Source organism: Myxococcus sp. MH1, assembly GCF_059738865.1.
This window is the reverse complement of sequence record NZ_AP026947.1, coordinates 7,543,802-7,568,712: the sequence shown is the minus strand read 5'-3', so window position 1 is coordinate 7,568,712 and position 24,911 is coordinate 7,543,802. Positions and strand designations below refer to the sequence as shown.

The 24,911-nt window shown below is 70.5% G+C and carries 18 protein-coding genes; 11 read left to right on the top strand and 7 right to left on the bottom strand.

Translation table 11 applies throughout. The features are described from left to right. Positions 1–38: 38 nt before the first annotated feature. From AC6JA9_RS29585 to AC6JA9_RS29555, 7 genes are all read left to right on the top strand, one after another. Positions 39–686, top strand: coding sequence for a cysteine hydrolase family protein (locus AC6JA9_RS29585; protein ID WP_223745594.1), 648 nt, complete (start codon positions 39–41; stop codon positions 684–686). 54 nt (positions 687–740) lie between these two features. Next, on the top strand, positions 741–1,601 hold the full coding sequence (locus AC6JA9_RS29580; RefSeq protein WP_223745595.1) for an ion transporter: 861 nt from the start codon (positions 741–743) through the stop codon (positions 1,599–1,601). A 143-nt stretch (positions 1,602–1,744) separates the two neighbouring features. Next, positions 1,745–2,641, top strand: coding sequence for an NAD-dependent epimerase/dehydratase family protein (locus AC6JA9_RS29575; protein WP_408889761.1), 897 nt, complete (start codon positions 1,745–1,747; stop codon positions 2,639–2,641). 105 nt (positions 2,642–2,746) lie between these two features. Then, the gene (locus AC6JA9_RS29570) at positions 2,747–4,048 is read left to right on the top strand and encodes a PQQ-dependent sugar dehydrogenase (protein WP_497958192.1); all 1,302 of its coding nucleotides are present in this window, start codon (positions 2,747–2,749) and stop codon (positions 4,046–4,048) included. A 238-nt stretch (positions 4,049–4,286) separates the two neighbouring features. Then, positions 4,287–5,006: a 2OG-Fe(II) oxygenase gene (locus AC6JA9_RS29565; RefSeq protein ID WP_223745862.1), complete on the top strand. Its 720-nt coding sequence runs from the start codon at positions 4,287–4,289 to the stop codon at positions 5,004–5,006. A gap of 257 nt (positions 5,007–5,263) precedes the next feature. Continuing rightward, positions 5,264–6,178: a glutaminase gene (locus AC6JA9_RS29560; RefSeq protein ID WP_223745598.1), complete on the top strand. Its 915-nt coding sequence runs from the start codon at positions 5,264–5,266 to the stop codon at positions 6,176–6,178. A 973-nt stretch (positions 6,179–7,151) separates the two neighbouring features. Then, on the top strand, positions 7,152–7,526 hold the full coding sequence (locus tag AC6JA9_RS29555; RefSeq protein WP_223784041.1) for a DUF488 domain-containing protein: 375 nt from the start codon (positions 7,152–7,154) through the stop codon (positions 7,524–7,526). Positions 7,527–7,614: 88 nt separating this feature from the next. Here AC6JA9_RS29555 and AC6JA9_RS29550 read toward each other — a convergent pair whose 3' ends face one another. The 3 genes from AC6JA9_RS29550 to AC6JA9_RS29540 all read right to left on the bottom strand — a co-directional run bounded on the left by AC6JA9_RS29550 (position 7,615) and on the right by AC6JA9_RS29540 (position 13,350). Next, positions 7,615–10,761, bottom strand: coding sequence for an efflux RND transporter permease subunit (locus tag AC6JA9_RS29550; RefSeq protein ID WP_223784133.1), 3,147 nt, complete (start codon positions 10,759–10,761; stop codon positions 7,615–7,617). Positions 10,762–10,837: 76 nt separating this feature from the next. After that, a complete protein-coding gene (locus tag AC6JA9_RS29545; RefSeq protein WP_497960777.1) occupies positions 10,838–11,977 on the bottom strand; it encodes an efflux RND transporter periplasmic adaptor subunit in 1,140 nt (379 codons plus the stop codon). After that, positions 11,974–13,350 carry a TolC family protein gene (locus AC6JA9_RS29540; RefSeq protein WP_497958191.1) on the bottom strand — a complete coding sequence of 459 codons (1,377 nt, stop codon included), beginning with the start codon at positions 13,348–13,350 and terminating at the stop codon, positions 11,974–11,976. Before AC6JA9_RS29540 ends, AC6JA9_RS29545 begins: the two co-directional genes overlap by 4 nt. Before the next feature lie 143 nt (positions 13,351–13,493). On the opposite strand from AC6JA9_RS29540, the gene AC6JA9_RS29535 reads away from it, so the two are divergent. Beyond that, positions 13,494–13,916 (top strand): MarR family winged helix-turn-helix transcriptional regulator, encoded by a 423-nt coding sequence (locus tag AC6JA9_RS29535; protein WP_267700192.1) that lies wholly within the window; start codon positions 13,494–13,496, stop codon positions 13,914–13,916. A 104-nt stretch (positions 13,917–14,020) separates the two neighbouring features. Here the strand turns inward: AC6JA9_RS29535 and AC6JA9_RS29530 are convergent, their stop codons facing one another. Continuing rightward, positions 14,021–15,052 carry a coiled-coil domain-containing protein gene (locus tag AC6JA9_RS29530; RefSeq protein ID WP_223745600.1) on the bottom strand — a complete coding sequence of 344 codons (1,032 nt, stop codon included), beginning with the start codon at positions 15,050–15,052 and terminating at the stop codon, positions 14,021–14,023. A gap of 241 nt (positions 15,053–15,293) precedes the next feature. Between AC6JA9_RS29530 and AC6JA9_RS29525 the strand changes: the two genes are divergently transcribed. After that, positions 15,294–16,109 (top strand): 2-oxo acid dehydrogenase subunit E2, encoded by an 816-nt coding sequence (locus AC6JA9_RS29525; RefSeq protein ID WP_497958190.1) that lies wholly within the window; start codon positions 15,294–15,296, stop codon positions 16,107–16,109. A 48-nt stretch (positions 16,110–16,157) separates the two neighbouring features. On the opposite strand, the gene AC6JA9_RS29520 is transcribed toward AC6JA9_RS29525, so the two are convergent. The 3 genes from AC6JA9_RS29520 to AC6JA9_RS29510 form a co-directional block, all read right to left on the bottom strand. Continuing rightward, positions 16,158–17,144 carry a zinc metalloprotease HtpX gene (locus AC6JA9_RS29520; RefSeq protein WP_223745602.1) on the bottom strand — a complete coding sequence of 329 codons (987 nt, stop codon included), beginning with the start codon at positions 17,142–17,144 and terminating at the stop codon, positions 16,158–16,160. 746 nt (positions 17,145–17,890) lie between these two features. Continuing rightward, entirely contained in the window at positions 17,891–19,315 is a 1,425-nt protein-coding gene (locus AC6JA9_RS29515) for an HTTM domain-containing protein (protein ID WP_497958189.1), read from the bottom strand. Beyond that, complete coding sequence (locus tag AC6JA9_RS29510) at positions 19,308–20,540, bottom strand: imelysin family protein (protein WP_223784045.1); 1,233 nt, start codon at positions 20,538–20,540, stop codon at positions 19,308–19,310. Before AC6JA9_RS29510 ends, AC6JA9_RS29515 begins: the two co-directional genes overlap by 8 nt. A gap of 199 nt (positions 20,541–20,739) precedes the next feature. Here AC6JA9_RS29510 and AC6JA9_RS29505 point away from each other — a divergent pair, with 199 nt between their 5' ends. Then, entirely contained in the window at positions 20,740–22,149 is a 1,410-nt protein-coding gene (locus AC6JA9_RS29505) for a hypothetical protein (protein ID WP_497958188.1), read from the top strand. Positions 22,150–22,270: 121 nt separating this feature from the next. Next, the gene (locus tag AC6JA9_RS29500; protein ID WP_497958187.1) at positions 22,271–24,868 is read left to right on the top strand and encodes a TonB-dependent receptor family protein; all 2,598 of its coding nucleotides are present in this window, start codon (positions 22,271–22,273) and stop codon (positions 24,866–24,868) included. The last annotated feature ends 43 nt before the right edge of the window (positions 24,869–24,911 follow it).

The window sequence follows — 24,911 nt, the reverse complement described above, 5'->3', positions numbered from 1 at the left end:
GCGGGGGGAGTGCCTAGCTTGGCCGCCAGGAGGTGCACGTGGCGAAGTCAGGGGCACGGTCCGGCGGGAAGGCGCGCGCGACGAAGGAGCGACGCTCGGACACGGCGCTGCTCATCATCGACGTCATCAATGACCTGGAGTTCCCGGGCGGGGAGAAGGTGCTGCCCTGGGCGCTGCGCATGGTGGAGCGGCTGGGGCCGCTGGCCCGGCGGATGCGCTCGGCGGGGGTGCCGGTCATCTACGTCAACGACAACTTCAACCACTGGCGCAGCAACTTCCGGGACGTCTATCGGCACTGCACGCGCAAGGGGATTCGAGGACGGCCGGTGGCGCGGGCGTTGAAGCCCGAGCCGAGGGACTACTTCGTCCTCAAGCCGAAGCACTCGGCGTTCTTCGCGACGTCACTGGTTCCGTTGTTGGAGCACCTGGGGACGAAGAAGCTGCTGATGGCGGGGATGGCCACGAACCTGTGCGTCTTCTTCAGCGCGCATGACGCGCACATGCACGAGTACGACATCACCGTGCTGAGCGACTGCTGCGCGGCGGAGAGCGACGGGGACCATGACCTGGCGTTGGACCAGCTCCAGCGCTTCCTGGGCGTGCGCGTGTGCCGGGCGGATGAGGTGAAGCGCACCCGCCGCGCTCGGAAGCCGGCGCATTCCGCCAAGGGGGCAGGGCGGTTGTGACGTCGGGACGCAAGGTTTCTCGAATCGAGCGCCGCCGCGTCTAGACTGCCCTGCGTGTCCAGGTCTTCCGAGCAGAGCCCCGTGGGCGGCTTCCGCGCCCGTCTCCACACCATCATCTTCGAGGCCGATACACCGGCGGGGAAGGCGTTCGACGTGGCCCTGATGTGGGCCATCCTGTTCAGCGTCATCGCGGTGATGCTGGAGAGTGTCGCCCCGGTGCGGGAGCGCCATGGCACCGCGCTCTCCATCGCGGAGTGGGCCTTCACCGCCATCTTCGCCACGGAGTATGTGCTGCGGCTCGTCGCCGTCCGCCGTCCGCTGGATTATGCGCGCAGCTTCTTTGGCCTCGTGGACCTGCTGGCCATCCTGCCCTCGTTCCTGAGCGTGCTGTTCCCGGGCGCCCAGACGTTGCTCGTCGTCCGCGTGCTGCGCCTGCTGCGCGTCTTCCGCGTGCTGAAGCTGGGGCACCTGTTGGGACAGGCGGAGATCCTCATGACGGCGCTGCGCGCGAGCCGGGGGAAGATCACCGTCTTCCTCGGCTTCGTCCTGACAGTGGTCGTCATCATGGGCTCCGTCATGTACCTGGTCGAGGGCGAGGCCCATGGCTTCGACAGCATCCCCCGCGCCATGTACTGGGCCGTGGTGACGATGACGACCGTGGGCTTCGGTGACATCACGCCGAAGACGATTCCGGGGCAGTTCATCGCGTCGGTGTTGATGATCATGGGCTACGGCATCCTCGCGGTGCCCACGGGCATCGTCTCCGTGGAGCTGGCCGCCGCCGCCCGTGGCCCCGTGGACACCCAGGCGTGCCCCGGCTGTGGCAACCAGGGACACGACCTGGACGCGCGCTTCTGCAAGAGCTGTGGGTCGGTGCTGGACTGGACGCCGCCGAAGCCTCCACCCACGCCCTGAGTCGCGCCGTTGTTCGACGCAGGCCACCTGCCCCAGTCGGGATGTTCATTGCTGGCCGGGGCGTGCCCGGCCCGTGCATCAATCCGAGCCTCTCCGCTCCAGGCGCGGCACAGTGAGGCCCTTCCTTTCCTGGAGACCTCACGATGAACCTCTTCATCACTGGCGCCACCGGCTTCATTGGCGGCTCGCTGGCCGTGGACCTCAAGTCCCGGGGCCATTCGATTCGGGGACTGGTGCGCGATGAGGCCAAGGCCCGGAAGCTGGCGGCGCTCGGCGTCGAGCCCGTCCTGGGGGACCTGGACAACGTCGCGGTGCTCACGGCCGAGGCCCGGCGCGCGGACGGTGTCATCAACGCGGCGAGCAGTGACCACGAGAAGGCCATCCGGGCCCTGATTGAAGGCGTGAAGGGCTCGGGCAAGCCGCTGCTGCACACCAGCGGCTCCAGCGTCATCGGCGACGACGTGAAGGGCGACGCGCTGTCACCCAACGTGTTCGACGAGGACACGCCGTTCATCGTCGAGCCCGAAAAGCAGGCGCGGCATGCGCTCGACAACAGCGTCCTCGCGGCGCCGGGGGCTCGGGGCATCGTGCTGTGCAACACGATGATCTACGGCACGGGGAAGGGCCTGAGCCGCGACAGCGTGCAGATTCCTCCGCTGGTGGCGCAGGCTCGCAAGAGCGGCGTGGTGCGCGTCGTCGGCAAGGGCGTCAACCGCTGGTCCAACGTCCACATCGACGACGTCACGGCGCTCTACGCGCTGGCGCTGGAGAAGGCCCCGTCGGGGGCGTTCTACTTCGTGGAGAACGGCGAGGCGTCCTACGCGGAGATTGGCGAGGCCATCGCGGCGCGGCTGAAGCTGGGCCCGGTGCGGTCCTGGTCCGTGGAGGAGGCGTCACGCGAGTGGGGCGAGGGCCACGCTCGCTACTCGTTCGGCTCCAACAGCCGGGTGCGCGGGAAGCGCGCGCGGCGCGAGCTGGGCTGGGCGCCTCGCCATGACTCGGTGACCCGCTGGATTCGCGAGGAGATGCCCCTGGATTGAGGCGGCTTGCGTCCGCCGTCCGACATCCCCACATCCTTTTCGCACGAGGCTCGCGGCACTTCGTGTTTGCTGCGCGTCGTTCGTCCCACCTGGAGGAGTGTGCTCATGCGTTCCCTGTTGGCGTCCCTGGCTTGTACTTCCCTGCTGACCCTCGCGGGGACCTCGCACGCACAGCCCGCGGGCAAACCCGCGGACCAGGGCGGCAACCTGGCCCCCGGGCAGGCAAAGGGCAGTCAGCAGACGGATCCTCGGCAGGGCCCCAACCCGACGGGCGCTCCCGTCGAGCAGGCCCCGCCCAACGTCCCCGAATTCAAGCCGGCCTTCCCCGGTCAGACGCGCGCGCCCGCCGTCAACACGCGCACGGCCCTGCAGGTCACCGAGGTCGCCTCCGGCTTCAACAAGCCCTGGGCCATCGCGTTCCTGCCGGACAAGCGGATGCTCGTCACGGAGAAGCCGACGGGGAAGCTCTTCATCGTCACGCCCGAGGGCAAGAAGTCGCCGGCCATCGCGGGCCTTCCCAAAGTGGATGGTCGCAACCAGGGCGGTCTGCTCGACGTCGAGGTGGGGCCGGACTACGGCACCAGTGGCCTCATCTACTGGACCTATTACGAGCCCCGGAAGGGCGGCAACGGCCTCGCGGTGGCGCGCGCGAAGCTGGTGGATGGACCCAAGCCCAAGGTCGAGGGCGTGAAGGTCATCTTCCGCATGGAGCCGACGCTGGAGTCCACGCTGCACGCGGGTGGCCGACTCGTCTTCACGCCGGATGGGAAGCTGTTCGTCACGCTGGGCGAGCGCTCCATCATGGAGGGCCGCGTCCAGGCTCGCGACCTCAAGAGCGACTTCGGCAAGATTGTCCGCATCAACCCGGACGGCTCCATCCCGAAGGACAACCCCTTCGTGGGGCAGAAGGACGCGCGGCCGGAGATCTGGACGCTGGGGCACCGCAACATCCTGTCGGCGGCGCTCGACAGCAAGGGACGCCTCTGGGAGGTGGAGATGGGGCCTCGCGGTGGTGACGAGCTCAACCTCATCGAGCGCGGCAAGGACTACGGCTGGCCCACCATCGGCTACGGCGAGGAGTACTCCGGCGAGCCCATCCACAAGACGACGCAGGGCCCGGGCATGGAGCAGCCGGTGTACTACTGGGACCCGGTGATCTCGCCCTCGGGCATGACCATCTACTCCGGTGAGCTGTTCCCCGAGTGGAAGGGCAACTTCTTCATCGGTGGCTTGTCCAGCACGGCCCTCGTGCGACTGGTGCTCGAGAACGACCGCGTGGTGGGTGAGGAGCGCTTGCTGATGGACCAGAAGGCCCGCATCCGCGAGGTCGTCCAGGGCCCGGAGGGCGCGCTGTACCTGCTCACCGACGACTCGAACGGCAAGCTGCTGAAGGTGACGCCGCGCTGAATCCAGGCGGGGTGCTCGCGTGCGGGGGCGGGCCCGGTTCGCCTCCGCGCGCGGTGGTTGACCGCAACAACCGGGTCGCCTTGCATCATCACGTGCGTCATTCCTGAACCGTGTCCGAGCGCGAGCTTCATGCCTCGGTGACGAACGGGAGTGGGCACATGCGGAGAAGCAGGGTGGGGTTGTCGGGAGTCCAGCTGAGAGGGGCGTCGTGAGTGCCCGAGCCCTTCGTGCGCGGCCGATGCGCAGCGCCGTGTCGGTGGAGACGAAGCTGGAGGCGCTCGACTGGACCGGGCTCGGCGCGGAGCTGGATGCGCGCGGGTGCGCCACCCTGAGCGGCTTGCTCACGCCCGAGGAGTGCGGCGCCTTGTCGGCGCTCTATCCGGCGGATGCACCGTTTCGCAGTCGGGTCGTCATGGCTCGCCATGGCTTCGGGCGAGGGGAGTACAAGTACTTCGCCTATCCGCTCCCTGAGCTCGTGGCTCGACTGCGGACCTCGCTCTATCCCGGGCTCGCGTCCATCGCGAATCGGTGGAACGAGGCGCTGCGCATCGACGCGCGATACCCCGAGACCCACGCCGCTTATCTCCAGCGGTGTCACGCGGCGGAGCAACTCCGGCCGACGCCGCTGCTGCTCCAGTACGGAGAAGGGGACTACAACTGCCTGCACCAGGACCTCTACGGCGACGAGGTCTTCCCGCTCCAGGTGGCCATCCTCTTGTCCGAGCCGGGGCGCGACTTCGCTGGTGGCGAGCTGGTGCTCACAGAGCAGCGTCCCCGCATGCAGTCTCGCGTGGAGGTCGTGCCGCTGCGGCAGGGGGATGGCGTCATCTTCCCGGTCCACCATCGCCCCGTGCAGGGCACTCGCGGCGTCTACCGCGTCAACATGCGTCACGGTGTCAGCCGCATCCGCTCCGGTCACCGGCACACGGTGGGCATCATCTTCCACGACGCGCGCTGACGCGGGGACAGGTCGCCTCCTCGTCGCGCCTGGTGTCGGCCGTATCCGCTCAGGGCGCTGCGCGATGGGGTTCGGCAGCCCAAGATGCTTGCTGCTGCGAAGAGAGCCTCTCTTCGCGCTGCCGGCAGGGCGTGCGCATGAAGGGCCTCGGGACAGGCCGTGTCTCGTGCCGGTTCCTTGCTGCGGTGTGTCCTGGGAAACCTGCACGGAGGGCGGGCTCGCGCGGCTATCCTGGCGCCCAGGCAGGTGGGCGCGCGATGGACGACTTTCAGGCGATTCTCGACGAGGTGATGACGGCCGTCCTGCCGGTGGTGGGGCAGGGCCGTGTGGCCAACTACATCCCCGCGCTGGCCGCAGTGGACCCGTCGCGGTTCGGCATGGCGCTGGCCACGCTCGATGGTCAGGTCTTCGGCGTGGGCGATTGGCGCACGCCCTTCTCGGTGCAGAGCATCTCGAAGGTCTTCGCGTTGGCGCTGACGCTCGCGAGAGACGGGGACGCGCTGTGGCGCAGGGTGGGGAAGGAGCCCTCGGGCAATCCGTTCAACTCCCTGGTTCAGCTCGAGTACGAGCAGGGTGTGCCCCGCAATCCGTTCATCAACGCGGGAGCACTGGTCGTCACGGACCGGCTGCTCAGTCTCACCGGGGACTCACGCGGTCTGCTGCGGGAGTTCCTGCGCGAGGAGAGCGGAAATGCCTCGGTGGACTTCGACCCGGTCGTCGCCGCGTCCGAGGCCGAGCATGGCCATCGAAACTCCGCGCTGGCGCACTTCATGGCGAGCTACGGGAACATCGAGAACCCGGTGCCCCGAGTGCTCGAGCACTACTTCTGGCAGTGCTCGCTGCGGATGAGCTGCGCGGACCTGGCGCGTGCTTGTGGATTCCTGGCGCGACATGGGCAGGGCGCCTCGGGGAGGCGGCTGCTCACGCGCAGTCAGGCCAAGCAGGTCAACGCGGTGATGCTCACCTGCGGCACCTACGACGCCGCGGGCGAGTTCGCCTATCGCGTGGGTCTGCCGTGCAAGAGTGGTGTCGGTGGCGGCATCATCGCCGTCATCCCGAATCGCTGTGGGTTGTGTGTGTGGAGCCCCGGGCTGGATGCCCACGGGAACTCGGTCGCGGGCGTGGAAGCCCTGGATCGATTCACGACGCTCACGGGCCTCTCGGTGTTCTGACGTCGCCGCGTGGATGAAGGCGAACCGGTCCTCGCGAAGTTACGCTTCCGCCGAGGACCGGCTCCCACCGCCCATCCTTCACGCCCGAGCCGTCTCACCTTGTTGAAGCGGTCTCCCGCCTCGCTCGCTGCGACACGCCCATCCAACCCGCCGCCCGTACCGCCCCGAACTACCCCGTACCGCGTGCTGCTCGTGCTGCGTGCTGCCCCGTCCGACCCGCCGCCCGTACTGCCCCGTCCGACCCGCCGCCCGTACTGCCCCGTCCTGCGTACTGCCCCGTCCGACCCGCCGCCCGTACTGCCCCGTCCCGCGTGCTACCCCGTCCGACCCGCCGCCCGCACTGCCCCGTCCTGCGTACTGCCCCGTCCGACCCGCCGCCCGTACTGCCCCGTCCTGCGTACTGCCCCGTCCGACCCGCCGCCCGTACTGCCCCGTCCTGCGTGCTGCCCCGTCCGACCCGCCGCCCGTACTGCCCCGTCCGACCCGCCACCCGTGCTGCCCCGTGCTGCCCGTCCTGCGTGCTGCCCCGTCCGACCCGCCGCCCGTGCTGCCCCGTCCTGCGTGCTGCCCCGTCCTGCGAACTACCCCGACCAACCCGCCGCCCGTCCTGCCCCGTACCGCCCCGTCCTGCGAACTGCCCCGACCAACCCGCCGCCCGTACTGCCCCGTACCGCCCCGTCCTGCGTGCTGCCCCGACCAACCCGCCACCCGTGCTGCCCCGTACCGCCCCGTCCTGCGTACCGCCCCGACCAACCCGCCGCCCGTGCTGCCCCGCCCGACCCGCCCACCGCTGCGTCATCTTCGCTGCGTGCTCTACCCCATAGCAGGGCGCGTGCCGTCCGAATGACCTCCACTGATCCAAGTTTTTCCAAGCACTTGCACCGCACCCCCAGCGAGTGAGTCACGCGGTCCAGTAAGAAGTCCGGTGCCGTCCTTCCGGAATACCGAAAGCGCGCCACCGCGTTGACCCTGAATGCCCATCAAGACCCGTCGCTGGTGTGTCCCTGGCGAGCCCGATGACGGCTGGAGAGTCCTCATCTGCCGCTACAGGCCCCGCGGCCTCCCCAAGGCCAAGGAGACCTGGGACGAGTGGCGCCGCGAGCTCGCCCCCAGCCCCGACCTCTTCGACGCCTTCTATGGAAAGGGCCAGACGCCCATCACCCTGGACGCCTATCGCGCCCGCTATCTCGAAGAGATGCAGTCCCAGCGTGGAATCATCACGTCACTGGCCCGGCGCGTGGACGCGGGCGAAACCGTGACGCTCCTCTGCTCCAAGGACTGCATCCTGGAGCCGGTGTGTCACCGCACCATTCTCGCCGAGCTCATCCAGTCCGCCCGAGGCACCTGAACCCTCACCTCCCCGGACACGACTCCGCCGGCGCGGTGAAGGAGCCTGGTCGCTCCCTCACCGGCCGGCGGGCCCGTACCGCCAACCTTCAGGGCGCGTGGGCCGGCGCCGGCAGCTCGTCCTCCGACGCGTCACGCCGGGACGTCTCGCCGCGCACCTTCTGCATCAGCACGTAGAGGCCCGGGATGAAGATGAGGTTCACGATGGTGGACACCAGCATGCCGCCGAACACCGCGGTGCCCAGCGAGTTGCGCGCCGCCGCGCCCGCGCCCTGCGCCAGCATCAGCGGCACCACGCCCAGCAAGAACGCAATCGACGTCATCAGGATGGGACGCAGCCGCACCTCGGCGGCCTCGACCACCGCGTCCAGCGCGCTCTTGCCCTGCTCGCGCAGCTGCTCGGCGAACTCCACGATGAGAATCGCGTTCTTGCTGGCCAGGCCCACCAGCATCACCAGACCCACCTGGCAGAACACGTCGTTGGCGTAGCCCCGGAGCAGCTGCAACGCGACCGCGCCCATGATGGCCAGCGGCACCGACAGGATGATGACGAACGGCAGGCTGAAGCTCTCGTACTGCGCCGCCAGCACCAGGAACACGAACAGGATGCCCAGGCCGAAGATGATGAGCGTCTGCCCGCCGCTCTCCTTCTGCTCCAGGCTGATGCCCGTCCACTCCGCCGCCATGCCCTGCGGCAGGTTCTGCGCCGCCAGCGCCTCCATCGCCTCGATGGCCTGACCGGAGGACACCCCCGGCGCGGGCTGGCCGTTGATCTCCGCCGAGCGGAACAGGTTGTAGTGCCGGATGACCTGCGCGGACACCGTGGGCGTCACCTTCACCAGTGACTCGAGCGGAATCATGTCCCCGCTGTCGCTGCGCACGTAGAACGCGCCGATGTCCTGCGGGCTGTCGCGGAACTGCTGCTCGGCCTGCGTGTACACGCGGTAGGTGCGGTTGGCGTAGTTGAAGTCGTTGACGTACTGGCTGCCCATGTAGACCTGCATCGTCCCGAAGATCTGCTCGATGGGCACCCCGAGCGCCTTGGCCTTCTGCCGGTCCACGTCCACGTCCAACAGCGGCGTGTTCGCGTTGAACGCGGTGAACACGCCGCGAAGCTGTCCGCCCTCGTTGCCCTTGTTCACCAGGTCGTCCGTGGCCGAGGCCAATTCGTCCAGCGTGCGCGAGCCCGCCACGTCCTCCACGATGAACTGGAAGCCGCCCACGCTGCCCACGCCGCGAATCGCCGGCGGCTGGAAGGGCAGCACGCGCGCCCCGCCGATGCGGCTCAACGGGCCGCGCAGCCGCTCCACCAGCGCCGCCACGGTGCTGTCCTTGCCGGGGCGCTCCTCCCAGGGCTTCAAGCTGCTGAAGACGGTCGCCATGTTGGCGCCGGAGCCCTGCATGGAGAAGCCGCCGATGGCGAACATCGCGCGCACCTCAGGCTGCGCCTTGAGGATCTCCTCCACCTGCACCAGCACCTTCTCCGTCTGCGCCAGCGACATGCCCTCCGGCCCCTGCACGGAGATGATGACGTAGCCCTGGTCCTCGTCCGGGATGAAGCCCGTGGGCGCCACCTTGAACAGCACCACCGTGGCGCCGATGCAGGCGAGGAACGCCAGGAGCACCAGCACCGGGTGGCGGAGCATGGCGCGCAGGCCCCGGCCGTACGTCGCCTTCGTCGCGTCCAGCACCTTGTCCACCCAGCGGAAGAACACCCACTTCTCACCATGGTGGTGCTTGAGCATGCGCGCGCTCAGGGCGGGCGTCAGCGTCAGCGCGCAGAAGGTGGACAGCGCCACCGACGCGGCGATGGTCAGCGCGAACTGGCGGTAGATGGCGCCCGTGGTGCCCGGGAAGAGCGCCACCGGCACGAACACCGCCACCAGCACCACCGAGATGGCGATGACGGCGCCGGACACCTCCTTCATGCCCTCGCGCGCCGCCTGTCGGGGTGACAACCCCCGCTCGGCCATCAGTCGCTCGATGTTCTCGATGACGACGATGGCGTCGTCGACGACGAGGCCCGTGGCCAGCGTGAGGCCGAACAGGGTGAGCGTGTTGATGGAGAAGCCCAACAGCTGCACGAAGGCGAAGGTGCCCACCAGCGAGACGGGCAGGGTGAAGGCGGTGATGAGCACGCTTCGCCACCCGTGCAGGAACAGGAAGATGACGAGGATGACCAGGATGATGGCTTCCACCAGCGTCTGGAGCACCTCGTGGATGGAGGCGCGCACCGCCAGCGTGGTGTCCGTGCCCGTCAGGTACTCCATGCCCGGGGGGAACTGCTCGGACAGCCGGTCCAGCTCCCGGTACACGCCGTCGCGCACGTCCAGGGCGTTGGCGGTGGGGAGCTGGAAGATGCCCATGCCCACGCCCACGCGGCCGTTGAAGCGCAGGATGGTGCCGTAGTTCTCCGCGCCCAGCTCCACGCGGCCCACGTCCTTCACGCGCACCGCCTTGCCGCTCGGGTCGCGCATCAGGACGATTTCACCGAACTCCGCCGGCTCCACCAGACGGCCGCGCGCGCGCACCGCAATCTGGTACGGCTGCTCCTCGGTGGACGGCGGCTGGCCCACCTGGCCCGCGGCCACCTGGAGGTTCTGTTCTTGAAGGGCCCGCGTCACGTCCATGGGCGTGAGCTTGCGGCGCGCCAGCTCCGTGGGGTCCAGCCACACGCGCATGGAGAACTTGCGCTCGCCGAAGATGCGCACGTCGCCCACGCCGCGCACGCGCTTGATGGCGTCCTTGAGATTCACATCCGCGTAGTTGGAGAGGAACTGCGCGTCGTAGCGGTTGTCCGGGCTGGACAGGGCCACCGTCATCAGCATCTGGCTGGAGGCCTTGTTGACCACGATGCCCGTCTGGTTCACCTGAGAGGGCAGGCGCGAGGCGGCGCGGCTGACGCGGTTCTGCACGTCGACGGCGGCGACCTCGATGTCGCGCGTGGGCTCGAAGGTGACGGTGATTTGACTGGTGCCGTCGTTGCCGCTGGTGGAGGTGATGTAGCGCATGCCCTCCACGCCATTGAGCTCCTGCTCGATGGGGATGGTGACGGCGCTCTCCACCACCTCGGCGCTGGCGCCCACGTACGTGGACGTCACCGTCACCTGCGGTGGTGCCAGGTCCGGGTACTGGGAGATGGGCAGGGTGGGGATGGCAATCAAGCCCACCAGCGTCAGCAGGATGGAGCAGACGATGGCGAAGACGGGTCTGCGGATGAAGAAGTCGACGAACACGGCGTTCAAGCCCTCGAAATCATGGTGGGGGCCGGGCCTCGCGGCGTGCCGTCCGAGGCCCGGTCCATCCAGCGCTTCAGCGGCTGCCCGCCGTCGCCGCGCCCGCGCCCGTGCTCGGGGCGCTGTCCGCGGACTTCACCTTCACGGCCATCCCGTCACGCAGGGCCTGCAGTGAGGACACCGCCACGCGGTCCCCCTGCTTCAGCCCGTTCTCGATGACGTAGGCCATCTCACCCAGCGCGCCCAACGTAATCGGGCGGCGCTCCACCACCGTCTTGCCGTCCTTCTCCTGCACCACCATGGCGAAGGGCTGGCCGCTCAGGCGCACCACCGCGAGCGCGGGAATCTGCAGCGCGTCCCGCTTGGCGTAGACGATGCGCGTGCGCACCAGCTCGCTGGGGCGCAGCCCCACCGTGTTCTGGAACGCGGCCTTCACCTCCACCAGCTGCGTGCGCGGGTCCGCCTGCGGCGCGACGAAGAACAGGGGGCTGGTGAGCAGCACCTTGCCCTGCGCGTCCAGGACCTCCAGCTGCGTGTCCGGCTTGAGCGCGCGCGCCCGCTCCGAAGGCAGCGACACGCTGACCTCCAGCACGTCCGCCTGGGCGATGGTCGTCAGGGGCGTGGTGGCGCCCACGAAGTCACCCAGGCGCACCAGCACGTCGCCCACCGTGCCCGCGAAGGGCGCGCGCACGGCGTGGAACTGCAACTGCACCTGGCGCTGCGCCACCTGCGCGGCCGCCGAGCGCGCCGCGGCCTCCGAGGCCTCCAATTGCGCGCGGCCCTGCTCCAGCTCCTGCGCGCTGGCGAGGCCCTCCTTGTAGAGCGCCTCCGTGCGCGCGAAGGTGCGCCTGGCCAGCTCGCGGTTGATGTTCGCGGAGCTCTGCTGGGCCTGCGCGCTGTCGAGCGCGGCCGTCTCCGTGCGCGAGTCGACCTCCAGGAGCGTCGCTCCCGCCTCCACCTTCTGGCCGGGCTTCACGTGGATGCGGCGCACGTAGCCGGCCACCTGGGGCAGCACGGTGATGTTCTGCCGCGACAGCAGCGAGCCCAGGTACTCACCCGTGTCCCGCACCTCGCTGGGCGACAAGGTCAGCACCTGCACCTCGCGGGGCGGAGGCGCGGCGGGCGCCGCGACCTTGCCCGAGCACCCCGCCGCCATCAACAGGGCCGTGCTCCACACCGTCATCTTCAGCGCCATCAGGGGGCGCACCCGTCTCACCAGTCGCACCGGGCCTCCGTCAAGAATGCGTCCAGGCGCGCCTGGACCGCCTCGAATTCACGCAGCGCCAGGGCCAGCTCCGCCTGGCGCAGGGCCGCGCCGCTCTGCACCAGCTCCAGGCTGCTGCCGCGGCCCACTTCAAAGGAACGTCGCGTCAGCCGGTCCGTCCGGTCCGCCAGCTCGCGCGCCTCGCTCGCCGTCTTCACCAGCGCGTCCGCCACCTCGACGCTGCGCCGGGCCTGCGCCACCTCGACGGACACGTCGCGGCGGTTGCCCTCCAGCGTCTCGGCGGCCTGGCGCTCGATGCCCGTGCGCTCGCGCACCAGGCCCCCGCGCAGGCCACCCTCCCAGAGGGGCAAGGCGATGACGGCGGAGATGGTCCACGTGGAGAAGCGGCCGAAGCCCGGGTCCGTCGTCACGCCGTTCAGGTTGGAGGCCAGGCCCAGCGTGGGCAGGTAGCCCGCGGACGCCTGACGCCGGCTGTCGCGCGCGGAGTCCACCTGCGCCTTCGCGGCGACCAGGTCCGGACGGGACTCCAAGTCCTGGAGCGGCGTGCACGCCTGGCGCGCCTCCTCCATCAGCCCGTTGAGGTTGAAGGAGGGGTCCACGCCCACCGCGTGGCCGAAGCCCAGCGCGATGCCGAGCGCCTCGCGCGCCCGCCGCAGCTGCTCGTCACCGGCCACGAGCGACCCGCGCGCCAGCGCCACGTCCTGGTTCACCCGCACCACGTCCAGCTGGTTGCTGGCGCCCAGGTCGAACGAGCGCGTCGTCAGCGCGGCGCGCTCCAGCGCCTGGAGCAGGCCCACGCGGTTGAGCTCCGCGGCGCGCTCGGCGGCCACGGTGGCCACCAGCGTGCGCGCGAGGCCCAGCGTGAGGCGACGCCGGGTGTCCTGGAGGCTCGCCACCGCGCCCCGCTCGGCCGCGGACGCGGAGGAGAGGTTGCGCCACGCGCCCACGTCCACCAGCGACTGCGTCAGCGACGCCGTCAGCGTGCCCAGGATGGGCGCGGTGGGCGTGCGGCCGTCCAGCGCAGGGGAGGGGAAGACACCCACGGCGGTGTCCGGGTTGAGCAGGTCGTGGGCCGCCGTCGCCCGGGCGTTCGCGTTGGGCAGGAGCGACGCCAGGGCCTGACGCCAGCGGCCCTCGGCGCGCTGCACGCCCGCCTCGGCGGAGCGCAGGTTGGTGGAGCGCTCCCGGACGAGCGTCAGGGCCTCGTCCCAGGTACGCACCTGCTGCTGGGCGGGTGGGACGGGGGCCAGCATCGGGTCCTCCACCTTCGTCTGGAAGGGCTGAGGCGGAGGGACGGAAGGGCTCGACTCGGGCGGCGTCGAGGTCGCGACGAGCGCCAGGAGGATGACGGTGGGGGCGGACATACCAAGGGGGTAGGCAAGGGTGACGACAGGTGCGACTGGATTCCCCCCGTGCGGCCAGATGCGCCGAGCCGATGTAATTGACAACCGTTGTAGGTGACAACTATTTCGGAAGTCAGATGACTTTCGCGGAGCAACTCGCTTCCTTGCGTCGTGCCATCCGCCGCCACCTCACCGAGAAGCTGGGTGCGCGGACGAACCGGCCGTTCAATCAACTGTTGGCGTTGAAGGGCATTTCCGAGGGCGCGCGGCGACAGGCGGCGCTGGCGGAGCGGCTGCTGGTGGACGCGCCCGCCGCGAGCCGGCTGGTGGACCGGTTGGAGGAGGACGGGCTGGTGCTGCGGCGCGCGGGAGAGGACCGGCGCTGCGTGCGGCTGGAGTTGACGGCCGCGGGTGAGCGCGAGCTGTCCTTCCTGGTGGACGCGCTGCGGGAGCTGGATGGAGAGCTGGGGGAATACCTGCCCGCCTCGGAGGTGACGGAGCTGCAGCGGCTGATGGGCAAGCTCCAGGAGGGGCTGGTGACGCGGCAGTCCGGCGACGGCGCGCCCCCGACGGACGGGTGCGAGTGACGCCTCGGCGCGCGCGGGGGCCGTGAACGACGAAGGGCCCGGCCCACCGGAACGGATGTCCCGGAAGGCCGAGCCCCTCGGGCTCGACAGGCGCGGCGTGGGGCTCAGGCCTGCTGCGCGGACTTGGCCTCGCCGTCGGCGGCGTGCGAGTCGGTGGCGGCGGGGGCCTCGGTGGCCTGCTGCTGGGCGGCGGCCTGGGCCTCGGACTCGGCGCGCACGCGCGAGGTCTCCTCGGTGCGCTGGTCGCTGGCGGCCATCTCCTCGGGGGTGAGCTCGGTGCGCTCGGCGAGGATGCCCGTCTTCTTCTCCAGGTCCTTGATGGCGCGGCGCATGAGGTCGCGCTCGAGCAGCGTCCGGTTCAGGCGCTTCTCCAGGGCCTTGTACTTGTCCTTCATCAGGTCCAGGTCGTGCTTCGTCACGGTGTAGACGCGCTGCTGCGTCTCCGCGCGGCCCTTGACCCGGCGCACTTCCTTCTCCAGCTCCACGGCGCGGAGGCGGTCCTTGTTGGCCGCCTGCTCCAGCCGGTCCATCTTCTCCTTGTCCGCCTCGCTCAGCTCGCGGATGACGCGGCGGGGCGTGCGGTCCTCGCGCGCGGCCTCGGCGGCGGGCACCACCGGCACGGCGGCGGCGACGACGGACTCACCCTCCTTGGCGGGGGCGGAAATCTGCGGCGCGGGGGCGGCGACGGGCGCGGGAGCCTGGGGCTCACGGCGGCGGCCCTTGCCCTCGGACTCGGCCTTCAGGCGCTGGTTCTCGGTGAGCACCTGCGCCAGCTCCAGGCGGGTCTGCTCCAGCTGGATGGAGGCGTTGCGCTCCACCTCGGCGCGGGCCTTGGCCAGGTCATTGGAACCCTTGTCGGACTCCTTCTGCTCGAAGACCTTGCGCTTGGTCTGCTTGAGCTGCTCCTTCACCTCCTGCAGCTGGACCCGCTGTTCGTCGAGCTCCTTCTGCTTGCGCTGCAGCTCCGCCTCGGCGCGAGCGCGCGCGGCCTTGTGGTCGGCCTCCAGCTCCACGCGGGGCGCGTTGGTGGAGGCGGAGGAGGACGACGGGAGCGCGGCCTGCTTCGCGCCGCCGAAGAGGTTGAAATACAGCGAGATGGCGAGCCCGACTGCCAGGGCGATGACCAGGAACGACACGGGACGACCTCCACGGGAGGGATCTGCAAAAAGCGGGGCAGCCTACCGTCCAGCACAGGCGCGTCAAGGGTGCGCTGGGGGCGTGCGCGGGGTTCACCGCCTCCCTGCCTCGTCCGTGCGCGGGGGGGACTGCTGGAAATCTCCACGAAGCCGGGCGTCCGGCCGGTCGGGGTCTTCCCCGCCCCGTCGTGAGCCGCGATGCTGCACCGCCGTCGATCTCCCCGTCGAGGACCCGCCTGACATGGCGCACCTGGAGCTGAGACCCAAGCCGCGCATCTCCAGCTTCCGCAAGCTGGCCCTCGGCAGTTGGGCGGCGCCGTATGACCCCACGGTCTACGGCTCGCTCACGGTCCGGATGGACCGGGCGCTGGCCTACATGGCCGCCTTCCAGCGGGGCACGGGGACGCGGCTGACGGTGACGCACCTGGTGCTCAAGGCCCTGGCGGTGGCGCTGCGCCGCTGTCCCGACGCGAACGCGGTGCTGCGCTTCCACCGGCTCTACCTGCGCGAGCGCGCCACGGTGGCCGCGCTGCTGGGGGACACCTCGGGTGGGGAGGCGCGGTGGAGCGCGGTGCGGGTGGCGGACGCGGACCTCAAGGGCCTGCGGGACATCGTCGCGGAGCTGGAGGCGGGGCCGCGCGACGTGGCGGCGGCTTCGCGGGGTTGGCGGTGGGTGGAGCGGATGCCTGGGCCGCTGATGCGGGGCTTCACCCGGTGGGTGTCGTTCCTGGCGGTGACGCTCAACGTGGACTTGAGCCGCTTCGGGCTGCCCCGGGACGCGTTCGGCGCGGCCATCGTCACGGACGTGGGGGCGCTGGGGCTGGACGCGGCCTATCTGCCGCTGGTGCCCTTCACCCGGGCGGCGGTGTTCCTGGCGCCCGGCGCGGTGCGCGAGGTGGCGGTGGTGGAGCAGGGGCGGGTGGTGGTGGGGAAGGTGATGAGCCTCAACGCGTCCATCGACCACCGCTTCATCGACGGCTTCCACGCGGGCGTGCTGGCGAACACGTTGAAGGAGCTGCTGGAGGATCCGGAGTCGGCGTTCGGTCCTCCGGGGTGAAGCGCGGCGGGAGCCCGGTGTCCTGGGCTCCCGCGCTCGGCGGTTCCGTCAGTACGCGTACTCCCAGCCGCCGCGGCCTCGGGCGCGCGAGCCGCCCGCTCGGGCGCTCATGGCGCGCAGCCGGCGCACCCGCTCGGGGATGGGCGGGTGGGTGGAGAACAGCGCCATGACGCCGCCCCTGTGCAGCGGGTTGACGATGAACAGGTGCGACGTCGCCGGCGCCCTGTCGTACGGCATCATCTCCGCGCCGCGCTCCATCTTGAGCAGGGCGTCCGCGAGGGCATCGGGGTCCCCGCTCAGCTCGGCGCCGGTGGCGTCCGCGCCGTACTCGCGCGAGCGGCTGACGGCGAGCTGCAGCAGCGTGGCGGCGATGGGCGCCACCAGCAGCAGGCCCAGGTTGGCGAAGGCGCCGGCGATACCGCCGCCCTCCTCGTCATCGCTCCGGCCGAGCATGGAGCCGCCGAACCAGAAGAGCATCTGCGCCGCGTAGCTGATGATACCGGCGAGCGTGGCCGCCACCGTGCCGATGAGCGTGTCGCGGTTTCTCACGTGACCGATTTCATGGGCGAGCACGCCCTCCAGCTCGCGCTGGTCGAGGATCTCCATGATGCCGGCCGTCACCGCGACGGCGGCATGCTTGGGGCTGCGGCCGGTGGCGAACGCGTTGGGCGCGCGCGTGGGCAGGATGTAGACCTTCGGCTTGGGCATGCCCGCGCGGGCGGACAGCCGCTCCACCATCTGATGGAGCCAGGGGGCCTGCTCGTAGGGCAGCGGCTGGGCGCCATGGATGGCCAGGGCGATCTTGTCGCTGAACCAGTACGAGCCGAAGTTCATCACCACGGCGAAGAATCCGGCGAACATGAGGCCCTGCGCGCCGCCCAGCCGCTGGCCGATGACGAGCACCAGCGCGGTGAGGCCCGCGAGCAGCACCGTCGTCTTGAGCGCGTTGCCCAGGCGGTGCCACCCACCGCCGCCGTGCAGCGCCGGACGTCCGCCGCCGTTCCGGGAAGTTTCGTGGGTGTCGGTGAAAGCCATGTCGTCTCGTTCCTTTCCCCCGCTCAGGGGCTTCAGAAACGTAAACAGGGGCGCTGGCTCGTCAATGAAAGCCCGTGGAGAGGCCCGTGAATCCAGGGGCTTGCGGCCGCTCCGCGTCGACGGTCGGACTGTCCGTTGGCGGGCTGGCGGGCAGGCGCCTGTATGCATGTATCGGCACCGTGAGCGCGATGCGCGACAGGCGCCGACGTTTCACTCGGGTGTCTGTTTGAAAGACGGGAGGGTGACCGCTGCGCGGCTTCGCTCGCTCCAGGACGCGAGAGCGGGACTCCCGTGTAGGGTCGGAGGCCGAACAACAACATTCGGACGTTCACGCATGTCTCGAACATGCACGACGAGTCGGCGCATCGCGCGGGCGCAGCGCGTGAGCATGCATCCTGTGCCGATGATCCGCCGTGCAGGTGTCACGCGCCTGCGTATCGCTCAATCACGCGCCATTTGCTGACGCAGTGTCGGAGCACAATGTGCAGCCGCATCGCTCGCGCACGTGCCGATGCTCGGTCCAAGCACGTACCCCTCGCCGACGCGCAACTTGCGCACGCACGACATGATGCGGGGGCCGGCAGACATGTGCTGCCGCATCGCTCGCGCACGTGCCGATGCTCAGTCCAAGCACGTCCCCCTCGCCCACGCGCAACCAGCGCACGCACGACCTGATGCAGAGGCCGACTGACCCGCGGCACGCGCGAGACGTGTCCCGCGGTGCCGCGGCCATCGTCGCGCGTGACTCAATGCACCTGCGCGCGCCACGTGGGGCGCAGCTTCACGGGAGGCGTCTCGGGCGCCGGGAGGATCCACGGCTTCGCGGCGAGCCCATCCTCCACGCGTGCCAGGTCCACGTCCGGGTCCACGAGCAGCTGCGCCGCGCGCCCGTTCAACGACACGCGCACGTCGGCGCGCACCTCGACGGGCCCCAACCCCCGCGCCTCGAAGTCGCGAGCGATGTGCCGCGCGAGCTGGAGGATGAGGTCCGGCTGCACGGACATCTCGCGCTCCTGCAGCCGCGTGAGGTAGTCGCTGGGCGGCACGTGCCACTCGCGCCCGGTGGCGGGCGAGGTCACCACGAACGTCGCGCTGCCGTTCTTCTCCCGCGCCATCACCCGCCAGGAGAAGCGCATGCCCTGCTCGTGCCACAGCACGTTGCCGCCATACAGGTGCGTGCGCAGCGGCATCGCGACCTGGAGCACGCCGTACACCACGGCCACCGCGAGCCCCGCCCACGCGAGCCGCGTCACGGGCTGAACAGGGACGGGAAGGGCAGGCACGGACACTGGAGCCACCGTCCCTCGCCGCCACGCGCGCACCCGCGCCGCGATGCGACGAGGCCACGACGCGTCGAAGAAGACGAGCGCCGCCGTCACCATGATGAAGGGGAACATCCCGATGGGGAACAGCACCGACGTCGCCGCGTGGAAGCCCACCACCACCACGTACGCGAAGGGCCGCAGCCTGCGCGACAGAAGGAAGGCGACGATGGTCGTGTCGAACAGGAAGCCGGCCCACGCCGCCGTGTACGCCACCCAACGCTCATCCAGGAACGGCCCCACGAGCGGGAGGCTCGTTCGCGCGGACAGCCAGATGTTGAGCGGCTGCGCGTGCACGAGCCAGTCGGACGTGAGCTTCGCCAGCCCCGCGAACACGTAGACGACGGTGACCTGGAAGCGCAGCAGGTACGTGCACCACGCCGGCAGCGTGTCGCTCCTCAGCACGGGCCTGCGCCACGCATCGAGCGAGAAGGCGCGGTGCGCGGGCACGAAGACGAGCAGCCCCAGCAACAGGCTCACCAGGTAGTAGTGGTTGAGGTAGTTGCTGACGTCGACGAACTGCACGTACGAGAACGCGACGAACAACAGCACCGTCGTGGCCCGGTAGAACAGCCCCGCCGACAGCAGCACCCCGAGCACCGCCAGCCCCGCGAACAGCGCCTGCATCCACGGCGCGGGCAACGCCCGCACCCAGCCGAAGCCCCAATAGGTGAAGTGGTAGCGCGGCCCCGTGAAGAGCACGTCCACCCAGCCGTAGGCCAGGAAGCGCACCGACGAGACGGTGATGAGCGCGCCAAGCGCCACGCGGAACGCCACCAGCGCCGCGATGTCCCGCGGCGCCAACAGCCAGCTCCAGAGCCGCGCGGCCCCCCGAGCCTGCTCAGTCATTGTCCCCTTCGACGGACTGCGGCAGCTCCAGGTCCAGCACCGTGACGAGCTCCGTCTTCAGCACGTCCGTGACGCCCTTGAAGGCGTCATGCAGCGCGCGCACCGACGCCTTGTCCTGCGCCAGGGCCTGGTGCAGGTCGTCCTCCTCGATGGCGGAGAGCGCGGCCTCCGCGGCCACCACGCGCTCGACCAGCTTCTGCGCCAGCGCCTCCGCGCCCGCGGCCTTCAGCACGTCGTCGAAGCCCGTGCCCTGGTAGCCCTCCTCGCAGCCCTCCGCGAGAAGCCGGAAGCCCTTCACGTTGGCGCGCAGGTTCGCCTTCGAGCGGTGCGCGAACTGGGACTCGAGGTGCTCCGGGCACGTGTCCGTGGAGCACTCGCGCATGCCCAAGGGCCGTGCCAGCTTCAGGTCCTTGCCCTCGCGCTCGAAGTAGAACATCGCGTCGCTGATGGAGTTGAGCGCCGCCTGGCTCGTGGGGAACACCGCGTTGCCGGAGCCCGCCGACGCCAGCGTGTTGGCGAAGTTGTCCTGGTCCGCCGCCCACGCCTTCACCAACTGCGCGGCCTTCACGTCCACCTCGCGCGCCACCACGGCGGCGTACGCGCGCTTGCGCGAGGCCCGCTCCTCCGTGGACAGCGCCGCCCACGTCCCCTGCGCGACGATGGGCGAGGTGCCCTGGCACACGGTGTCCTCGCCCGCGTAGAACATCAGATACTCCAGCGCGTACAGCCCGCGCCGGCTCACCAGCGACGTCGGGAAGCCCGGGGCCTCATAGCCCTTGGAGACGAGCTGCTCCTCGATGGCGCACCGGCTCACCAGCGGCCACGAGTAGATGTTGTCGCGAAGCTCCGCCCCACCCGCCGCGCTGCGAGGCGCCGCCGGGCCCACCTGCATCACCTCCGCCACTTGCCACGCATCCATGGCCGCGTGGTACGCCGCCTTCGCCTGCGCCAGGCTCGCCGCGTCCGGCTGGGCCGCCCACGCGGACACCGCCTGCGACAGCGCGGTGCTCGTCGTGTGGAACTCGCGCGCCGTGCGCTCCACGCACACGCCCGTGGCCTTCAGGAGCGCCCCCCGAGACGTGTCCGGACCACCCGGACCGCCGGGCCCCGCGTCGTCCTTGCCGCGCTCGGACTCCTTGCAGCCCCCGAGCGTCGCCAGGGCGGTGATGAGAAGCAGCGCGCGAGTGCTCCGCGCGCGAGGGGAGGAAACGGAGGGGAAAGACATGGATTCTCGCTTGTCTCGGTCGGGTTCGCGGCTCTTGCCTTGACACCCAGTGAAGCCCTGGGCTAGGAGCCGCATCCGATTTTGAGAACGATTATCGTTAGCAGGTTACTGCTTATTACCATCACCCGGGAGCGGGGCCACCATGAAGCGAAGCAGTGAGCAGCGAAAGTTCGTCGGCGTAGCATTCCTCACGGCGGCGTTGGCCGTTTTCAGCAGCGCGTGCGGTGATGACGACGAGAAGCAGCCCCAGCAGCAGACCCCGGATTCCGGCACGCCCGACGCTGGCACGCCTGACTCCGGCACGCCCGACGCGGGCCCGGGCACGGCGCTGCTCGACAGCGACATCGGCCTGATGCGCTTCAACGCGGACGGCACGGTGGACACGACGTTCGGCGCGGGTGGCACGACGCGGCTGGACCTGACCACGGTGGTGCCGGGCGGCGCCCGCGACTCCGTGTGGGGCGTGGCGGCGGATGCCACGGACCGGCTGGTGGTCTTCGGTGCTCGCCGCGGTGACGGTGACCGCGTGGACGCGGACCGCGTGGTGGTGCGCTTCACGGCCAACGGCGCGCGCGACACCACGTTCGCGACCGAGGGCGTGCACACGCTGAACATCTCCAACCTGAGCGACGGCGCGCGCAACGGCATCGTGCAGGCGGACGGGAAGATCCTCGCCTCGGGCTACACCAGCCAGCCGACGGGCGCGGGCACCCAGGCGGCCAACCGCATCGTCCTGCTGCGTCTGGATGACGCGGGCAAGCCGGACAACAGCTTCGGCTGGAAGGGCGTGGTCAACGACGCGCCGTTCGGTCGGGTGAGTGACGTGAACCCCGAGTGGGGCATGGCCGAGGCGTACACGGCGGGCCAGCTGTCCGACGGCAGCTACGTCACCACGGGCTACGGCCGCAGCGCGTCCACCGGCACGGTGGACATGGTGAACTTCAAGTACAAGCCGAATGGCGAGCGCGACCTGACGTTCGGCACCGGCGGCGTCGTGCTGCTGGACCTGGTGGGCGACAACGACCGCGGCCGCCACCTGGTGGTCCTCAACGACGACCGCGTGGTGACGGTGGGCAGCGCGACGCCGGCGGCGCAGAAGATCCAGGGCCTCATCCACATCACCGACAAGAACGGCGTGCCCACCACGCAGCTCGGCACGGACGGCTACAAGCTGTACGACTTCGAGCGCCCGGAGCAGGCGTTCTTCGGCGTGGCGAAGTCGCAGGACGGCAACTGGGTGGCCGCGGCGGGCTACCGCGCGGGCGGCGACAACGATGACGACGCGGTGCTCGTCATCCTCCCGGTGGGCGCGAATCCGGGCGCGGACATCGCGATCGCCGCGCCCATCTCCGAGACGGAGAACGACCGGTTCTGGTCGGTGGCCTTCGACTCGACCAACCGCATCTACGCGGCGGGCTTCGTCACCGAGGGCGGCGACAACCGCCTGGCGGTGGCGCGCTACACGACGGCCGGCGTGCTGGACACGTCGTTCGGCACGGGCGGCGTCGTGAAGCACAACTTCTCCGTCGGCAAGACGGAGGAGGCGGTGCGCGGCATCGTGGTCCAGTCCGACGGCAAGATCGTCGTGGCGGCCACGGTCGAGAAGTAGTCACGTAGGAGTGGTCAGTGCCGGAGCCGGGGAGGTGGGTCCATGTCCGGACCCGCTCGCCCCGGCTCCTGGCGTCTGACACAGTGCCACCGCAGCACCGGGATAGAGGCGTACTTCGCAGATGGCATGGCTCAAGGACAGGTTGAGGCGGGCACGAGGCTGGGCGGCCCCGGTGCTCCTGGTGGGAATCGTCGCGGCCCCCGCGGCCGGGCACGCGCAACAGGCGTCGGGCGCGGAGGGTGCCCCCGCTCCGACGGACGCTTCCGTGGCTGCGCCCCCCGACAGGGCGCCGGCCGCCACCGGGCAGGTGTCCCTCCCGACAGGGGCGGCACCGGTCCAGCCCTCCTCCGAGCAGGGCTCCGCCGCGCCGGCTGAAGCCACGACGCAGTCGGCCGAGCAGGGCGCCGCCGCGCCGGCTGAAGCCGCGACGCGCACCGCCGCTGAGCAGGGCGCCGTCGCTCCAGACGCGACCCCGGCCGGAGCCCCGCCCGCGGCGGCGGGTGACGCCTCCGGCGAGGCTGCGGGAGCGCCGCTGTCCGACCCCGCGCCCGGGCTTCCGGGGGACGCCCCGACGCAGGCCTCGGGCGAGGTGCCCCCCGCGCCTCCGGACCCGACGCCCGAGCCCGGGCAGCGCAAGTTCGAGAGCGTGGTGGTGGGGACGTCGGAGACGCGCACCAGCGGCTCGGTGCATGTCCTCAAGCCGTCCCAGCTGGAGCGCTTCAAGCGCGATGACCCGAGCATGGTCCTGATGACGGTGCCCGGCGTCTACGCGCGCGGCGAGGACGGCTTCGGGCTGCGGCCGAACGTGGGCCTGCGCGGCGTCAACCCGGACCGCAGCAAGAAGGTGACGCTGCTGGAGGACGGCGTGCTCTTCGGCCCGGCGCCCTACAGCGCGCCCGCGGCCTACTTCTTCCCGCTCGTCACGCGCATGCAGTCGGTGCGCGTGCTCAAGGGCCCCTCGGCCATCCAGCAGGGGCCGCAGACGGTGGCGGGCTCCGTGGAGTTCATCACCCGCGACATCCCCGCCTCGGAGTCCGCGTGGCTGGACATCGCCGGCGGCGGCTACCTGTACGGCAAGGCGCACGGCGTCTTCGGCGCGAGCACCGAGCGCGCGGGCTTCCTCCTGGAGGGCCTGCACCTGCGCAGCAACGGCTTCAAGGAACTGGACGGCGGCGGCACCACGGGCTTTCGCCGCAACGAGTGGATGGCCAAGGGCCGCTACTGGCTGGTGCCCGACGGCGAGGTGCGCCAGAGCCTGAACCTCAAGCTGGGCTACTCCGACGAGGTCTCCAACGAGACCTACCTGGGCCTGTCCGACGAGGACTTCCGCGCCAACCCGCTGCGCCGCTATGCCTCCAGCGCGCTGGACCGCATGGAGTGGCACCGCACGCAGGTGGCCGTCAGCCACGTGCTGGAGGCGGGCTCGCTGGCCATCACCACGACGGCCTACCGCCACGACCTCACGCGCGCCTGGCGGAAGATCAACCGCCTGGGCGGCGCCGCCATCGCCACCGTGCTCGCGGACCCGACCAGCGCGCGCAACTCCATCTACTACGGCGTGCTCACCGGTCAGCTCGACAGCTCGTCCTCGCAGGAGCTGCTCTTCATCGGCCCCAATGACCGGACCTTCGTGTCCCAGGGGGTCCAGAGCGTCGCGCGGTGGACCACCACCACGGGTCCGCTGAGCCACAACCTGGAGTTCGGCGCCCGCTTCCACTTCGACAGCATCGACCGGCTGCACACCGAGGACGCGTTCCGCATGGCCGGCGGCGAGCTGGTCGCCACCCACACCGCCACGTCCACCACCGCGAACAACAAGGACGCCACGCACGCGCTCGCGCTCCACGTGACGGACGCCATCGCCTGGGGCCCGCTCGTGCTCACGCCCGGCGTGCGCCTGGAGGTCATCCGCTCCCGCTCGTACGACCGGCTCACCGGCGAGGACACGAACGGAGCGCTCGAGGTGCTGATGCCAGGCATGGGCGCGTTCGGCGCGCTGACGCCGAACCTGGGCCTCTTCGCCGGCGCGTACCGGGGCTTCTCACCGCCGGCGCCCGGCCAGCCGGACTCGGTGGGCGCGGAGCGGAGCATCAACTACGAGACGGGCGCGCGGTGGACCCGCCGCGGCGAGCGCCTCGAGGTGCTGGGCTTCTTCAACGACTACTCGAACCTCACCGCCATCTGCACCTTCTCCAGCGGCTGCGTGGACGACGACCTGGACCGCCAGACGGACGCGGGCCGCGCCCACATCTACGGCCTGGAGGTCTTCGCGGAGAAGGTCTTCCGTCCCGGCGGCGGCCTGACGTTCCCCGTCACCGCGTCGTACACCTTCACGCGCACGGAGCTGCTCGAGGACTTCCAGTCCGCCGACCCGCAGTTCGGCAACGTGAAGGCCGGCGACGAGCTGCCGTACGTCCCCCGGCACCAGCTCTCCGCGTCCGTCGGCGTCGAGGGCCGGCTGGGCGGCGTGGCCGTGAGCGCCCTCTACATCGACACGATGCGAGAGAAGGCGGGGCAGGGCGAGGCCCCTCCCGGGGAGCTGACGGACTCGCTGCTGACGTTCGACGTCAACGCGAACTGGAACTTCTCGCGCTGGGGGCAGCTCTACCTGAGCGCGCGCAACATCCTCGACACGGTGAAGATCGCCTCCCGCCGGCCGTACGGCGCGCGCCCCAACGCGCCGCGCACCGTCATCCTGGGCTTCAAGCTCACCCACTGAGGCCCGCTCGGGCCCCGCCCCGGGCCGTGACTCCCGGGGCGGC

Excerpts from the sequence above, each read along its gene's own strand:
- AC6JA9_RS29575 (WP_408889761.1), top strand. The coding sequence starts at position 1,745 with ATGAACCTCTTCATCACTGGCGCCACCGGCTTCATTGGCGGCTCGCTG.
- AC6JA9_RS29570 (WP_497958192.1), top strand. The coding sequence starts at position 2,747 with ATGCGTTCCCTGTTGGCGTCCCTGGCTTGTACTTCCCTGCTGACCCTC.
- AC6JA9_RS29565 (WP_223745862.1), top strand. The coding sequence starts at position 4,287 with ATGCGCAGCGCCGTGTCGGTGGAGACGAAGCTGGAGGCGCTCGACTGG.
- AC6JA9_RS29560 (WP_223745598.1), top strand. The coding sequence starts at position 5,264 with ATGGACGACTTTCAGGCGATTCTCGACGAGGTGATGACGGCCGTCCTG.
- AC6JA9_RS29555 (WP_223784041.1), top strand. The coding sequence starts at position 7,152 with ATGCCCATCAAGACCCGTCGCTGGTGTGTCCCTGGCGAGCCCGATGAC.
- AC6JA9_RS29540 (WP_497958191.1), bottom strand. The coding sequence starts at position 13,350 with ATGTCCGCCCCCACCGTCATCCTCCTGGCGCTCGTCGCGACCTCGACG.
- AC6JA9_RS29525 (WP_497958190.1), top strand. The coding sequence starts at position 15,294 with ATGGCGCACCTGGAGCTGAGACCCAAGCCGCGCATCTCCAGCTTCCGC.
- AC6JA9_RS29520 (WP_223745602.1), bottom strand. The coding sequence starts at position 17,144 with ATGGCTTTCACCGACACCCACGAAACTTCCCGGAACGGCGGCGGACGT.
- AC6JA9_RS29515 (WP_497958189.1), bottom strand. The coding sequence starts at position 19,315 with ATGACTGAGCAGGCTCGGGGGGCCGCGCGGCTCTGGAGCTGGCTGTTG.
- AC6JA9_RS29510 (WP_223784045.1), bottom strand. The coding sequence starts at position 20,540 with ATGTCTTTCCCCTCCGTTTCCTCCCCTCGCGCGCGGAGCACTCGCGCG.
- AC6JA9_RS29500 (WP_497958187.1), top strand. The coding sequence starts at position 22,271 with ATGGCATGGCTCAAGGACAGGTTGAGGCGGGCACGAGGCTGGGCGGCC.